The sequence below is a fragment of the Leptolyngbya sp. FACHB-321 genome (assembly GCF_014695975.1).
In the GTDB taxonomy this organism is placed as follows: Bacteria; Cyanobacteriota; Cyanobacteriia; order Leptolyngbyales; family Leptolyngbyaceae; genus Stenomitos.
Genome location: NZ_JACJPI010000041.1, coordinates 37,198 through 50,874 on the forward strand (window position 1 = coordinate 37,198; position 13,677 = coordinate 50,874).

General features: G+C 51.3%; 16 protein-coding genes. 10 read left to right on the forward strand and 6 right to left on the reverse strand.

The features are described from left to right. Positions 1–91 precede the first annotated feature (91 nt). Complete coding sequence (locus tag H6F76_RS05510) at positions 92–868, forward strand: SDR family oxidoreductase (protein WP_190455592.1); 777 nt, start codon at positions 92–94, stop codon at positions 866–868. A gap of 59 nt (positions 869–927) precedes the next feature. On the opposite strand, the gene H6F76_RS29620 is transcribed toward H6F76_RS05510, so the two are convergent. From H6F76_RS29620 to H6F76_RS05525, 5 genes are all read right to left on the reverse strand, one after another. Beyond that, positions 928–1,074 carry a hypothetical protein gene (locus tag H6F76_RS29620; RefSeq protein WP_199321942.1) on the reverse strand — a complete coding sequence of 49 codons (147 nt, stop codon included), beginning with the start codon at positions 1,072–1,074 and terminating at the stop codon, positions 928–930. A gap of 54 nt (positions 1,075–1,128) precedes the next feature. Continuing rightward, entirely contained in the window at positions 1,129–1,314 is a 186-nt protein-coding gene (locus H6F76_RS29625; RefSeq protein ID WP_199321943.1) for a hypothetical protein, read from the reverse strand. A gap of 5 nt (positions 1,315–1,319) precedes the next feature. Then, entirely contained in the window at positions 1,320–1,442 is a 123-nt protein-coding gene (locus tag H6F76_RS30925) for a hypothetical protein (protein WP_277881192.1), read from the reverse strand. 243 nt (positions 1,443–1,685) lie between these two features. Continuing rightward, positions 1,686–2,498 carry a hypothetical protein gene (locus H6F76_RS05520; protein WP_190506595.1) on the reverse strand — a complete coding sequence of 271 codons (813 nt, stop codon included), beginning with the start codon at positions 2,496–2,498 and terminating at the stop codon, positions 1,686–1,688. 20 nt (positions 2,499–2,518) lie between these two features. Further along, a complete protein-coding gene (locus H6F76_RS05525) occupies positions 2,519–3,175 on the reverse strand; it encodes a hypothetical protein (protein WP_199321944.1) in 657 nt (218 codons plus the stop codon). 575 nt (positions 3,176–3,750) lie between these two features. Between H6F76_RS05525 and H6F76_RS05530 the strand changes: the two genes are divergently transcribed. From H6F76_RS05530 to H6F76_RS05550, 5 genes are all read left to right on the forward strand, one after another. Beyond that, entirely contained in the window at positions 3,751–4,404 is a 654-nt protein-coding gene (locus tag H6F76_RS05530) for a hypothetical protein (RefSeq protein WP_190455599.1), read from the forward strand. 417 nt (positions 4,405–4,821) lie between these two features. Continuing rightward, the gene (locus tag H6F76_RS05535; RefSeq protein ID WP_190506596.1) at positions 4,822–5,010 is read left to right on the forward strand and encodes a hypothetical protein; all 189 of its coding nucleotides are present in this window, start codon (positions 4,822–4,824) and stop codon (positions 5,008–5,010) included. Positions 5,011–5,073: 63 nt separating this feature from the next. Further along, positions 5,074–6,243, forward strand: a complete 1,170-nt coding sequence (locus tag H6F76_RS05540) for a tyrosine-type recombinase/integrase (protein WP_190455608.1) — start codon at positions 5,074–5,076, stop codon at positions 6,241–6,243. Positions 6,244–6,366: 123 nt separating this feature from the next. Next, a complete protein-coding gene (locus H6F76_RS05545; protein ID WP_190455611.1) occupies positions 6,367–6,858 on the forward strand; it encodes a hypothetical protein in 492 nt (163 codons plus the stop codon). 1 nt (position 6,859) lies between these two features. Further along, positions 6,860–7,369: a hypothetical protein gene (locus tag H6F76_RS05550; protein ID WP_190455613.1), complete on the forward strand. Its 510-nt coding sequence runs from the start codon at positions 6,860–6,862 to the stop codon at positions 7,367–7,369. Between the two features lie 762 nt (positions 7,370–8,131). On the opposite strand, the gene tnpA is transcribed toward H6F76_RS05550, so the two are convergent. Then, positions 8,132–8,545 (reverse strand): IS200/IS605 family transposase, encoded by a 414-nt coding sequence (gene tnpA / locus H6F76_RS05555; RefSeq protein WP_190455616.1) that lies wholly within the window; start codon positions 8,543–8,545, stop codon positions 8,132–8,134. Between the two features lie 59 nt (positions 8,546–8,604). On the opposite strand from tnpA, the gene H6F76_RS05560 reads away from it, so the two are divergent. The 4 genes from H6F76_RS05560 to dnaX all read left to right on the forward strand — a co-directional run bounded on the left by H6F76_RS05560 (position 8,605) and on the right by dnaX (position 13,635). Further along, a complete protein-coding gene (locus tag H6F76_RS05560) occupies positions 8,605–9,882 on the forward strand; it encodes an RNA-guided endonuclease TnpB family protein (RefSeq protein WP_190506598.1) in 1,278 nt (425 codons plus the stop codon). Between the two features lie 468 nt (positions 9,883–10,350). Next, on the forward strand, positions 10,351–11,694 hold the full coding sequence (locus H6F76_RS05565; RefSeq protein ID WP_190506600.1) for a ParM/StbA family protein: 1,344 nt from the start codon (positions 10,351–10,353) through the stop codon (positions 11,692–11,694). Position 11,695: 1 nt separating this feature from the next. Next, positions 11,696–12,187, forward strand: coding sequence for a hypothetical protein (locus H6F76_RS05570; protein ID WP_190455628.1), 492 nt, complete (start codon positions 11,696–11,698; stop codon positions 12,185–12,187). Positions 12,188–12,258: 71 nt separating this feature from the next. Continuing rightward, the gene (dnaX, locus tag H6F76_RS05575) at positions 12,259–13,635 is read left to right on the forward strand and encodes a DNA polymerase III subunit gamma/tau (RefSeq protein ID WP_190506602.1); all 1,377 of its coding nucleotides are present in this window, start codon (positions 12,259–12,261) and stop codon (positions 13,633–13,635) included. Positions 13,636–13,677 lie beyond the last annotated feature (42 nt).

Below are 13,677 nucleotides of genomic sequence, written 5' to 3' on the forward strand. Positions count from 1 at the left end.
CCAAAAAGTGCTGACTTTCGCAGATAGAGGGAGTTGCTTACTATCTAGCTATGAGTTGCTGGCAACTCGCAGTTTTAAGTAAGGAACATGCATGTATTCAGATTTTAAGCATAAACAGGCACTGATTATCGGTGGCAGCAGCGGCATCGGGCAGGAGATTGCTAAGACCCTCCTGATTCACGGCGCATCCGTCACTATTGTGGGACGCAACTTTGATAAGCTTCAAACCGCCGCCGCCGATCTACAGCAATTGGGTCACGTCCAAGCTTGGCAGTCTGATATCAGCGATCGCCAAGCCACCTTTCAGCTTGTGAAGCGGATTGCTGCTGAGCTAATCGATGTGCATTATTTGGTGAATGCTGCGGGTGTGTTTCTGCCTCAATCGTTTCTCGATCATGCTGAGGCTGACTACGATCGCTACCTCGACCTCAATCGCGGTACCTTTTTGGCAACTCAGCAAGTTGTTCGCAATCTGATTCAGCAGCAGCAAGGCGGGGTGATCGTCAACATCGGCTCGATGTGGGCACATCAGGCGGTGCTAGCAACCCCTTCGTCTGCTTACTCAATGGCAAAAGCCGGATTACACGCTCTCACCCAGCATTTAGCAATGGAACTAGCTCAGTATCAAATTCGTGTTAATGCAGTTGCGCCCGCAGTTGTGGAAACGCCAATCTATGGAGCCTTCATGCCGCCTGAAGCAATTCACGCAACGCTACAAAGCTTTGACAGCTTTCATCCAATTGGACGGGTTGGACAACCCAACGATGTTGCCGAAGTTGTGGCATTCCTGCTATCCGATCGTGCTGCCTGGGTTACGGGTGCAATATGGAACGTAGATGGTGGAGTCATGGCAGGACGTAATGCCTGATGCCTAATACCGATCGACAACTCTAAGCCCATTAGGCTTTGAACAGTCATCTATCTCCGCTACTTCATAGCATCCCAAATCAGCTTGGTGTCGGTAACTTGGCGAAACCGCCATACTTTGCCATCTCGTAGGTCGTCAACATGGGCAGCAGGTGAGCGAAACGCCCGAGCAGACAGCCGATGCTCACCTATGTAGCTGCCAATCACGACGATTGTTTCTCCTGCATCAAGCCACTGCTCAAGCTCAAATGACCATACTTTTCAGTCGTCGTTGAATGCTTTGAAGACTTGATCAACAACTGCTTCTGGGTCTTGATGTATCGCCCCACAGAGGAATCCTTCATTCTGAATCCATTGCAGATCTGAAGTGCAGACTTGCAGAAAGGCATCGTAATCTTTCTCGCGAAACGATCGATAGAGTTCTTGAATGATCTCAATATTGCTCATCGTTACTAGGGAAGTTCCTCGCCGCTGGCGTGCCAAACTGTACTGGAGTTTTGTAGGTTGAGTTGATGAATGCGCTCCAAAATTTCTCGCATAGACTCCGCAGCCAGAATACCTTTGTGTCTTATCATATTGGCGCTGATCATATTAGGATGAAGAATCGCCACCGCAATTTATAGCGGCTGCAAAGCGATTGAAAGTGATTTGCTAGCCATCGAGAAGCATTGCTTTCGACATCCGGTAATCATAAGAGCTGCCAGAAAGGTTGTCAGCGATCAATAAACTGAGGTCAGGGCTTGAGGTCGTAGAAGGTCAGCTACCCTTACCGACAACAGCCCCGAATGCCGCAAACTTAGGTGTCTAACTAAGTAAGCTCACTCTACAGCCACCACCTGTAACAACTCGCTACTATAAAACAACGTCGCTTCATCCAGAGCCACTGTACTCTCTGGCATGGGCGACTCACTCCGTTGCAACGTGTACCCACTATCGCCCAACAGCAAGGCTAACCACACTTCCACTAAGGGCACCTGTAACGACTGCTGTAAAGCCATTAAAGGCAGTCCCTTCACCTGGTCTCGCTGCTCCATAGAGAGTGATCGCATGGCTTGAGACACCTGACGTGACCACAATGGTATATTCTCTCCATGCGAGAGCGACTTAATCGACGCCATGACCTCAGACTCGGAAAGCGGTGCAGTCGGCGTTTCAGGCAGTTCTGTGTCACTACCACCAGGGAGCATGTCACCCAAAAGTCCCTCAAGGATTGCTTCCCCTCCCGCTTCATCGAATGCAGAATCGGGGCTAGTGGGGGACTTGCGTTGAAATGGGTAAAACAGAGGGTCAGGCGTAGTGTCCAGTAGGTCAGACAGCTCTAAGCGCTGCGACTGCACGAACAGGTCAGGGTCATTGCTAAAGTCGAGAATTGGGTCAGTCGGACGGTGCCAAGACTCCCAGGACTCAATCAGGAGCGTCGCCCGGTTCTCTACCACACCTGCAAGTTGGTCAAAGACCAGACCCGCGATCGCCAGTTGGTCTGAAAGGGGTAACGGGGCGATCGCCTGAGCCAAAAAACCAAGCAGTGGTGAGAGTGCTAATGACTCCGGGTAACGCACCACCTGATCGAGCGCTTGCCACAAGTCAGAAAGGCTTGGAACCGGTTGGTTGTCATCGTCTACTGGCACCATATAAACCTTACTTAGAGTCCCTACGGTTCGGGGTGCAACGGACAGGGACGTAACGGGCAGCGGTCGGGCATGAGTTCCACTTCGTCCCGAAAGTGCCGCACTTTAGACCCTGCTAGCGTACTAAATTCCTGAAGGACGTGCAGCAACGTTTCCTTAATTTGCACAGCACCGCCGCCAGTCACATGGAAACAGGCACGAGCACGACGGTGATCACCAATCCACAGTTCAGCCGCGATCGCATGGACAGGCGCATCTTTCGCACGACGGTACCAGTAGAGGTATGCATGAGGAGTCGCAGCGTCAAAGGTAGGCACCGTCACGGTTTCAGTCCGTTTGGAGCGTGAACGACGGGGGGCAGCGACTACTGCTTCACCGGGATGGAAGTCGCGCTGAAGCTGAAGGGTGGAGGATGCTCCCAAGGAAGACACAGCAGGCGCTTGTCCCTTTTGTTGGCGCCTGCGCTGCTTCCGCACCTGATTAAACATGGGCGCGTTGCGGTGGTAGTGCCTGCGGTTGTCGCAGGTTTTGACTTTCCAGCACTGCACCCCAGTCCCCTCAGGGCCATGTAAAGCGATCGCCTCATCACGCGAGAGCTTAGCACATTGCACACAAAGGGGATTGGCAGACGGCGGCATCGGGGTTTGCGGTGTTAAAAGCGTGCCCTCAGTGTACCTCACGCACTCCAATCCGACAACAATTTCATGCTTCTGAAGGACTTTGAAGGCTGTAAACCTTTGCTGGTTAAGCTTTTACCGTTTGCAATCGCTAATTGCCTGAATGTTGTCGGATTAAGAGCCATATAAGATATTAATCACATATCTTATATAAGCTGTGTGTTGAGTTTAAGGGGCCAAACGCGACCCCCCGCGCTGAGCTGCTTTACCGTTTGGGTTGAGATAAGTGTCGGGCAACCGTTATGCTCTGAAAGAATAATAAAATAGAGACTTGAGCGGAAGGCAGACCACAACGCCAAGGGGCAGCTTTACACACCCGCTTAGGCATTGGCCTGGAGTTCTCTCACCGCGGACCTTCTTACTAGAGGACAAATCAGCAGCTACCAGCCGAGAGAAACCCGTTTCCCAGAGAGCAAGGCGCTCCTACCAACCCAATGCAGCAGTAAGCCTGTCCCAGTCTCTCCCCCAACCACCTTTTGACGAAGGCGTGACCTCTGAGCGAACACAGCTCTCCCCTGTCACAAGCCAACTATACTGACAGTATGAGGGCTGGTCGTAGCTTTACCAAGGAGCAACAAATGCCGATCATTAACCCCAACGAACCGTACACCTTTCGCAAGTACTTTGACTTAAAGATTGACCCGATCGACCTGGCCCTGTACTTTGAGTACGACTACCAGAAGCAGCGGTTGAGTTTGCCCCAGGCAACCGTAAGTTTCGATGCTGCCCAGCTCACCGAGCGGATTGAACGGACATTACCCCGAATTCTGTCGAGCAATGAACAGACGAAGCGGGAAATGCTGGTATCACCCATTTTACGCAGCATCCTGGAACACACAGCTGTCCAGATCCGTATTGAGTACCCCCTGAAGGTGACTGAGCAATTGCAAGGGGTGGTGGACTACCTGCTGTCTGTACATAACTTAAGCCAATTGGTCGTGATTGAAGCCAAAAACGACGACCTGGACTATGGCTTTACTCAATTGCTGGCGGAAATGATTGCCCTCGATCAGTGGGAGCGTTCGCCTAATGTGACGGCTCAATCTACCCTGTTAGGAGCCGTGACGACTGGGAGCGTGTGGCAGTTCGCCACATTGAACCGACAGACCAAGCAACTGGTACAGGGGGTGAATATCTATAAAGTCCCTGAAGAACTGGACGTGGTTATAGGGATTTTGTTGTACCCACTGACACAACCCCAAACTGCCACTAAGACAGGAGTTGCACCTTAGTATGAAGTGTAGTATGAAGTGTTCACAGCATGTAGGCACAGCCTGTCTTGCGCTGCCTCTCAAAACAGGTACGAGTCACTAGAGTAGAGTAATTTGAAACATGTAGTGTGCTCTCTAGACTTCGGCTTAGGAGCTTTCTCCTCAGGGCGGTGGTGTTAAGTTCCAGCAAGACCAGAACCAAAAAGTTTTGCGAACGTTTGCAGTTTTTTAGCGTTTTGCCTCAACGCTGTCAGGAAGGACGGCAAGACTTGGGCAAGACGACAGCGCAGAGAAGCCAGCAGGAAATCTCTAGTTACGAGTGAGCCATGACAACTGAAGACAGTTCTCCTCTACCCGTCCTTCTGTAACGGCTTACCCAAAACGAGGTTTGAGGTACAGAGAGGCAGCTTAAGGCGGTATGAAAAGCTTTGGGCTGTTTTGGGCAAAACAGGGCAAAAACGGGAAAAATTGGGACAGGTTGGGGTGAAGCGGGAAATCAAAGGCAAAAACGGGACAAGTTGGGGCAAAACGGGACACGTTGGGACACGTTGGGATACGTTGGGACAAGGCGGGACAGGATGGGCAAAAACACAAACCGGGCAAGGTGAAACAGAACGCGTATACTAGCTTCAGAGTGACTTCCCGCTTGCCCGCTGCCCTCTCTTCCATGCTTTCTCTGTCTAGCAGACCATGCAGTTTGACCGCAAGCCTTTACCTGATATTGTCATTGAGGTGTTCCCGTTTAAGCCGGTTGCGCCCACAGTCAACGTGCCCAAACAGCGAGGTCGTCCCCCGTTACCCGTCCCAGCAGTAGACGACCCCCGGTTGCATATTGTGGAGACTTGGTTAGCCAGTGAAAGCTTAAAACCCAATAGCCGTAAAGCCTATGCAAGGGAGTTGAAACGGTTTCTGGTATGGAGTGATCGCGCCCTAGAGGAGTTTACTCAGGCAGACATAGCCCTCTACAAAGACGATCTGAAGTCGGTGAAAGCAGAAGACGGGGAAACGAGTGTAAATAGTGTCAATGTGGCACTGACTGCACTGCGGAGCTTCTTTAACTGGTACTGTGCGCAAGCTATAGAAGTGGGACAGTCCGCCCGAGTGAACCCCACGTTGGGAGTAAAGTTTGAACGCGTACCGCTACCACCACCTAAGGACGTGAGTCAGACAGCATTGGAGTGGTTAAACACTGCATTGGAGTACACACAGGAAACCCAGTCGCGCGATCGGGCAATGGTACAGGTGTTGTGTCATGGACTAAGAGCTGGTGAACTGGTGAGCCTGAATGTGGGCAGTTATGACGGGAGACGACTGCATATTGCACACACGAAGACCAACGAACCGCGCACGGTGCCGCTATGTGATGCAGGGAGATCTGCACTGAATCAATATCTGGAAGGGAGAGCTATAGACGGGGAGACATTGACCCCAGAACGGCCGCTCATGCACTCGTTGAGTCGTAGTGAGCGGTTGAGTTACCACGGGGTTTACCAAGCAGTGAAGCGGTTGGGGATGTTGGCGGCACAATTGAGCTTAAAGGACTGGCTGAGTCAGCAGTCAGAAGAGGCAAGGCACGTGAGAGAGGGAGTGCAGGCATTGAACGCGGAGTCACTGTTGTCGCTAGCGCCTGTACTGCCTTATGGGGTGTGGGCAGTAGCGTCTGAGTTGGTGCAACTCCACCCCCACCAGTTACGGCATACGTATGCAACGGGGTTGTTCCGGCAGGGATTAGACCCCACTCATGCTCGCAGGCTGTTAGGACATAGTTCTGAACAGACCACGAGACGGTATACGCAGGCGGTAGAGGCAGAGGCGGCAGAGGCGGCCTATTATCGGTTGATTGGAGAGACGGTGGAGTAGGGAAAGAGCAGTCTTTACTTGAACCGAGGCCGGTAAGCTGTACCTTCCGCTCTCCCCCTCTTCTCTTTCCCCACATAAGTACAGCACTTTTTAGTGTATTTGTACTAGAAAAACCTTGAAGCCATGTTAATCTTACGGTCAACCCTCAATAGGGTTGCAGTCGGTCCTGCTCGTGTTGCCGCCCGTCTGGCACTGGCACTGATTCTGCCTTTAAACTATTTGTCTACTTTATCGATGCCAGCGAGAGCGCAACAAACTGTTCCAGCAGCGGTTGCAGCTTGTGCCGCTCAACCAGAAATCTGCGGACTTGTGGTAGTCGGTTTCGGAGTCTGGTATGTGTATTGGCGAGGCCGTCCACCAGAATACTGTACCTTTGCTACCTGCGAGGTCTTACGGCAGCCGTTACGGATTGATGACCCAGACCAGCCGATTGAGTCCCAAATCATTGATTATGTTTGGGGTAATAATGCCACAGAGGCGGAACAAAACTGCAAACGCCTTGCTGCACAAGCAGGGTTGCGGTACGTCAAGGTCAGACGCACGAGTCAAAAGGGCAAACGCTGGGAATGCCACGTTGACAACCATCCTGAGACTACTCCCCACCGAGGACGCTAACATGCACATTTTGCAATTCACGCTTTGCTACCCGCTTGGTGAGTGCCACCCTGACGCTTTGCTCGACATGCCGCCAGACGACGTGGAGTTGAGCGGCAACTATGAGCTTTATGAGTTTCAGACAGCCGCTCAAGTACCTGCTGTAGGAAAAGGGTGGGACTTTCCTGAATCGGGTGGGCGTTGGGTAATCACTAAAGTCGAGTCGTATGCACCCACGGTTCCCAACACGATCGACGGGTTTCACACGGTGCTTTGTACCAGAGACGGTGTGCTTTTAGACCGTAAGGACAGTGACACTGACTACCGTGTGCTGGGTCTACGGCTGGACGGTGACACAATCTATGAACGTGAGCCGGGACTGGCTGATTGGTGGGTCAGTTCAGCCCTGTCACTACCAAAACCCTCTAACGAGCAAACTATACACCTGTTTCAACCAGTTGAGGGACGACCCGCATGTGGCTATGATCTCGTTGCCATTGTCCAAACACAAGGATCAACCGTCACTGCTTAAGGCTGTTTGAGTGCTGTGTAGTTACGTTTAGCACCAGCACTAGACAGACAATCCAAAACAAAGCTATTCCACGAGAAAGATCGGGTCGGGTGGCAAACTCTCCCTCCCCCCTCCTAGGCAGTGAAGCAGAGCCGCAGCAAGGTAACGCTCATTCACCGCAGGACTAACAAGTTCTGCCAAAAAGTCGTGTAGCGAAGTGAACGGTGTACAACTTTTAGTGGGGTCTGCTCAACCACAGTACCTTTGACGCCTATGCCCTGATCGCGGTCTAAACAACAGGTCTGCCAACATCGCTCATTCATACCAATTGCTTAGAGCTAAATCGGGAAAAATCGGGACAGTCTCGGACAAAACTGGGATTAAATGGGAAGCAATGGGCATGAACGGGCAAAATTGGGACGCTCCGGGGTAATTTGGGTCGATGCGGGGCAAATGGGGCACTGTTGGGACGGTTTAGGCAAAACCGGGCGAATTGGAAACTTTACTAACTGTCCATAGGGGGTTGGTTAATTCCTACTGCACTTGTCTAGCAAGCGTTGAGGATAGGTAAAAACATCATTGTTGAGATAGTAAGTCAGCTGACGACTCGGCTCAGACTTACCAACGCCCCTTGTGTACGAGTTGCTGGACTTTAGCCGCTAGAAAGCTGACCGATCAATCAGGGAGCTGAGGGTGCGACGCAAGCTGCTATAGAAAACCAGCGTGAGAACCCCGGTCTTTCAAGCCGGGGATGAAACGCCGCCGCAGCTTTGAAGCTGCCAGTTACTTGCCGTTCTGAGATTCAATGTACTGCTTAACAATGGTGGTGGAAACATTGCCCACTGAGCCAACAAAATAGCTTGGAGTCCAGGTAGAGGGCAGCTTTTTCAGCCATTCGAACTCTAGCCGCAAGTTGTGAGAAAGCCTGCCCTTAGACCGATGGGCTACCTTTGCCGCTGAATCGTTGACCGTGACGTTGACCAATAGGTGCACATGGTCAGGTTGAACCCCCAGAGAGAGGATGCGCCAACGGTTTTCGACTGCCACAGCAAAGATGATTTCTTGAGCACGGTCAACGATGCCTTTGACGAGTACAGGTCTGCGACGTTTGGGTACAAAAACGAAGTGAAAGTTAATCAGTGAAACCGAGTTCCCTTCGTGCCTGTACTCATGATCTTTCGCCAAAAGTTTAGCCATGCTTCACACTTTTATCTTTTGCTGGGTGCTAGTGTAACAACAGTTATGAGGTAGTACGTTTGTTTGGTTGTCAACCCATACTGATCGAATCAAACCCAGTCTTGGAGTTCGTTTGTAGTGAAGCAAATAAGCTCACAAACCAGGGCCTTTATTACGCTTGGCAGTGGTATTTCAAGACGGGCAAATATGTCAGTAAGTTTGACCTAAACTACCAGTACAAACCGAGCAAGCATTTTGCCGCGTTAGCAGCACAGGCAGCGCAGCAGGTATTAGGCTCAGTCTACGAAGCGTTCAAGTCCTACCGTGAGCTATTGAAGCTCTGGAGAGCGGGTGAGCTAGCCGATAAGCCCAAGTTGCCCAACTACCGGACGAAAGGTGGTTTAGCGGTTGTCTCGTACCCCAAACAGGCAATCAAGCTAGTTGATGGGCAGGTACGTTTACCGTTAGGCAATCAAATCAAGGCGTGGTTTGACTTGGATTGCTTCATGGTGCCAATGCCAAGCAACCTGAAGTTTGAGGACATTAAGGAAGTGCGGCTACTGCCACGCAACGGGTGCTTCTACGCTGAGTTTGTCTACCGTCTGCCTCAGTTCAAGGTTGAGGTTGATTTCAGTAAGGCGTTGGGGATTGATTCTGGCTTGCATAACTGGCTGACGTGTATCTCCAATATAGGCACTAGCTTTATTGTGGATGGCTTGCAGCTCAAGTCGGTGAACCGCTGGTATAACAAGCAGATTTCAACCGTGAAGGAAGGTCAGCCGCAAGGTTTCTGGTCGAAGCGCTTAGCAGGCATCACCGAAACACGCAACCGACAAATGCGCGATGCCATTAATAAAGCAGCACGATTAGTGCTTGACCACTGCCTTGAGCATAGTATCGGTACGGTCGTGTTTGGGTGGAACAAGGGGCAAAGACAAGCAGTCAATTTGGGGCATCAGACCAACCAAAAGTTTGTGCAGATTCCCACAGCGCGACTCAAAGACCGTATCGCTCAACTGTGTGAGCAGTACGGCTTGCAGTTCGTGGAAACAGAGGAATCGTACACTTCAAAAGCTTCGTTTGTGGATGGCGATCAGCTACCTGTTTTCGGTGCAAAACCCGAAGGGTGGCAAGCTTCTGGCAAGCGAACGAAGCGCGGTTTGTACCGTACCGCAATGAACTGGTACATCAACGCCGATTGCAACGGCGCTGCCAACATTCTGCGTAAAGTAGCGACGATGCTTGGACTTGATCTGAGCGGAGTTGGTAGGGGGTCTTTGACTGCCCCCACTCGGATGCAAGTCTGGGTGACAGCTAAAAGGAGACGTGAAGCGGCATCTCTTCAGAGTGCCGCGTAACATCCGTTTAGAATCCCCGCGCATTGATGCCGGGGAGTAGTCAATCTTGCAGAGTCAGCACGAGCCGCCGCTGACTTTTCACGTGAAAAGACGCTACGTCATTTAGGTGCAGCGATCGCCAACGCGCTGAACTAACAGACACAAGCACCAACGCCCTACTTAAAACGCAGTTCACAGGGTCGCTTTCTGGCAAACCATAGTAGAGAGCGCGAGCTTTTGCGTGTGCAACCCACAATTCTGCAAGGCAAAGTGATCAAAAGTGCTGCCTGCGTGTATAGTTGTCCCAAGTCGTCCCGTTTTACCCCGGAACATCCCCAACGTAACCTTGAATGTCCCAGAGTTTCCCATTCCGTCCCAAGTGTGGCTTCAAATTCCCCAATCAAACCCAGTCTGTCCCAGATAAGCCCAAGCTTGCCCTTAACTGTCCCGGGCTGAACCACAAAGCCTGTTGAATCATTAGGAGTTTCCATGCCTGAACCACGTGAACCAGTCCCTGTACTACTCGCAATCGACAACGGGTTGTCAGAAACAAAAGCCTTTTGGAATGTCGCTGGTGAACCTGTCCAACTCATGCGGCTGTCACCAGAAATTATTGAAGTACAGAGCGAAAACCTCTTGGAGTCTGGGTTGCTCGGCGGTCGTCCAGAAGACAATGCCTTAATTGAAATCATAGACGGGCGGCTCTTTGCTGTTGGTAAGCAAGCACGAGACTTGCGAGGCAAAAGCCCAGTCGAAGAGACCAAATACCAAATGAGTGTGTATAAGATTCTGGCGACGGTAGGTGCAATCGCTACCAGGTTGGGTGTGACACGGCTTGAACTCACTATCGCCACCCTGCTACCGTTCAGTGAGTACCAGGACAGGAAAGAGTTTATTGAGCTGCTCAAGGAGCAACTGAGAGAGTTTAATTTTCGGAAAACACCGATTCGGTGCAAAATCGAGAGCGTAGCTGTAAAGCCTGAAGGGGCAGGCATTTCAATTAGCTACATGCATAGGGAAGCTAACTTTAAAGATCAGAACACCCTGGTACTTATGGTGGGACACCGTGACGCCTCTCTACTACCGTTTGAAGAAGGCAAGCCTCTTACCGGTATGGGTGACCAGTTAGGTGATCAACTCGGGTTTCTCGAACTGCAAAAACAAGTAGTGACCCGTGCCGCCTTAAACCTAAGTGCACGGAACCAGGTAAGGCTACCGGAATACTTGTTCCGCGCGAAGGCAGAACCTGAGTACATTCAGCGCATTGCTGAAATGGCTGTAACAGGAACTGAGATCAAGAAAAAAGTGGCTCGTCTCCAAGAAGCCATTACAGCGAGTCAGAAATGGTACATCAGCACTCTCACCCACTGGATCAAAGCGACACTGGGTCCCTTCCTGTCCACTGTTGATCGTGTGATCATTTCAGGAGGCACTGCGCTTTACCTACAAGAAGACCTTGTTGAGTTCTTTAGCGCCTTGCCCAGATTGCATGACCCAGACAGCATTATTTGGGGTGGCTTGGAGTCTCAAGCAGAGATCGAAGCATGGTTAGGCTCCGAAATTGACACGGAGCTAGCTGTGAGACTGGCGGATGTCTACGGTTTGTATGTTGATACAATGGCCCGCTTCCCCAATTTAGGGCCTGGGGAAACGGAGTCAGTAACCGAGTTAGACGAAAGTGAAGAAAGCCTCGCTGTAGCAACTACAAGCGAAGAGTTGACTGACACCGAACCCACGAACGGCAAAGCTAAAGCTGGGTCAAGAAGACAAGCTAAGGACGTCAAACTCCCAGTAGTTCCAAAGCAAAGACAAGGCGCTGCTAAACGGAGTTAATATGCCGAACGAAAACGGGCAAGCACCCAAGGACAACCGACTCAGGTTAAGACTGCAGTCCGGCACCATGCTGGAGCAGACAGTCAACAGACTTAAAGATGACGGCAGAGACAAGGAAAGGCAGCGTCTTGAAGCAGCGATCTGTGCCTTCTGGGCACCTTATGCCTACCAGGACTCAGAGACCTTACAGGAAGTAGCACTGCAATCAATCCTCGATCTCAGTGACCAAATTCTAGAGATTGCCCTACTCGCCAACCTCCCGATCGACCACCTCGATCCAATGCGGTTGAAGGCGAATGCTGTTAGTCTCAAACAACTGCTTAAAAATTCGGCGGCAGCGACAAGCAGTACCGAAAGCAAGGTCACAATCGGCACTCAGGCAAAACCACCCCAGCCGACCAGTGAGCCAACTAACGTAAAACAAAATAGCAGTAGAGCCACAAAACCAAGTGTGACCGCAAAACCAGAAAGAGAGAGCCTCTTTGACGACTAAGGTAAGCAAACCTCCTCCCCTTTTCTCACACACTCACCCTCCTGACAGGGTGAGTTTTTTATGAGCAACCGATGTCTTACCAACCCCTACACCAGAAATACCGACCACAAACATTAAAGCAACTCGTCGGGCAGGAGGTAATTGCCACCATGCTGGCTAACGCGCTCCGCCAGCAGCGCATTGCTCCGGCTTATTTATTCACAGGCGCACGCGGTACCGGCAAAACGTCGAGTGCTCGTATTTTGGCCAAGTCACTAAACTGCTTCAGCGCAAATGTGCCGACACCAGAACCCTGTGGCACCTGCTCAGCCTGTATCAGTATTACTAAAGGAGGTGCACTTGACGTTATTGAGATTGACGCGGCTAGTCATACCGGTGTCGACAATATACGTGAGCTCATTGAGCAGTCCCAATTCCAACCTATGCAGTACCGTTACAAGGTTTATTGCATAGACGAAACGCACATGCTAAGCAACGCGGCATCGAATGCGTTGCTGAAAACACTTGAAGAGCCACCCGAGCGCGTGGTGTTCGTGCTAGCAACTACAGACCCACAGAAATTGTTGCAGACGCTTATTTCGCGCTGTCAACGATTTGACTTCCAGCGGCTTCCGACTAAAGCAATCGCGCAGCACTTAAAACACATTGCGAACGCAGAAAGAATCGCCATCACAGACAGTGCTCTGATGCTCGTTGCTCAAATCGCTCAAGGCGGTTTACGAGACGCCGAAACGTTGTTAGACCAACTCAGTTTGCTCAGTGAAGAAATCACACCCCAACACGTGTGGCAGGTAAGCGGTGGTCTCAGTGAACCAGACCTGCTGGAAGTCTTAAGCGCTATTCTGCAGCCAGAGCTTAGCCCACTTAAACCGTTACGACGGCTCTGCGACCAAGGACGGACACCCGTTGCCATTGTCGAAGGACTGCTACGCTTCCTCACTGACCTGCAACAGTTGTGTACAACCGGGTCAAAAGAACGGTTGTACGCTAGTCTGCCAACTACCGTGGCGCAGCTCAGTATCTTAGCTAAAAGTGTGAGTGTCCCACAGCTGCAGCTACTCAGTGTGCACCTGTCCAGTGCGATCGGACTCATACGGCTAACCAGTCAGCCAGTCGTCTGGTTAGAGCGTTGCATCCTTGACCTGGCAGTTAATGAACAAGTCACAGTCACAGCAGCAAAGAGCAGCAACCGTTTGTCTGACCTGGATGACCTGTGGCAACGTGTTGTAGAACACACACCGCCTAACCAGCACCGGCTCTTACAACCCATCAAGCTGGTGGAGCTACAGGAGCAAGTAGCGACGCTAGACGCTCCTACACCTGTTGCTTCAGCAACCGTAAAGGCGTACAGCAAAAACATTGAGAACGCCTTCAAAGCCTTGGGTTACTCTGTGGCACTTCGAGTGCATACACAGGGCACAACCAGGGCTGTAAACAGCCATAAATAAGCAAGCTTCCTCCTTTTTCAACGTTGCTGCCCCTCTCTCCTG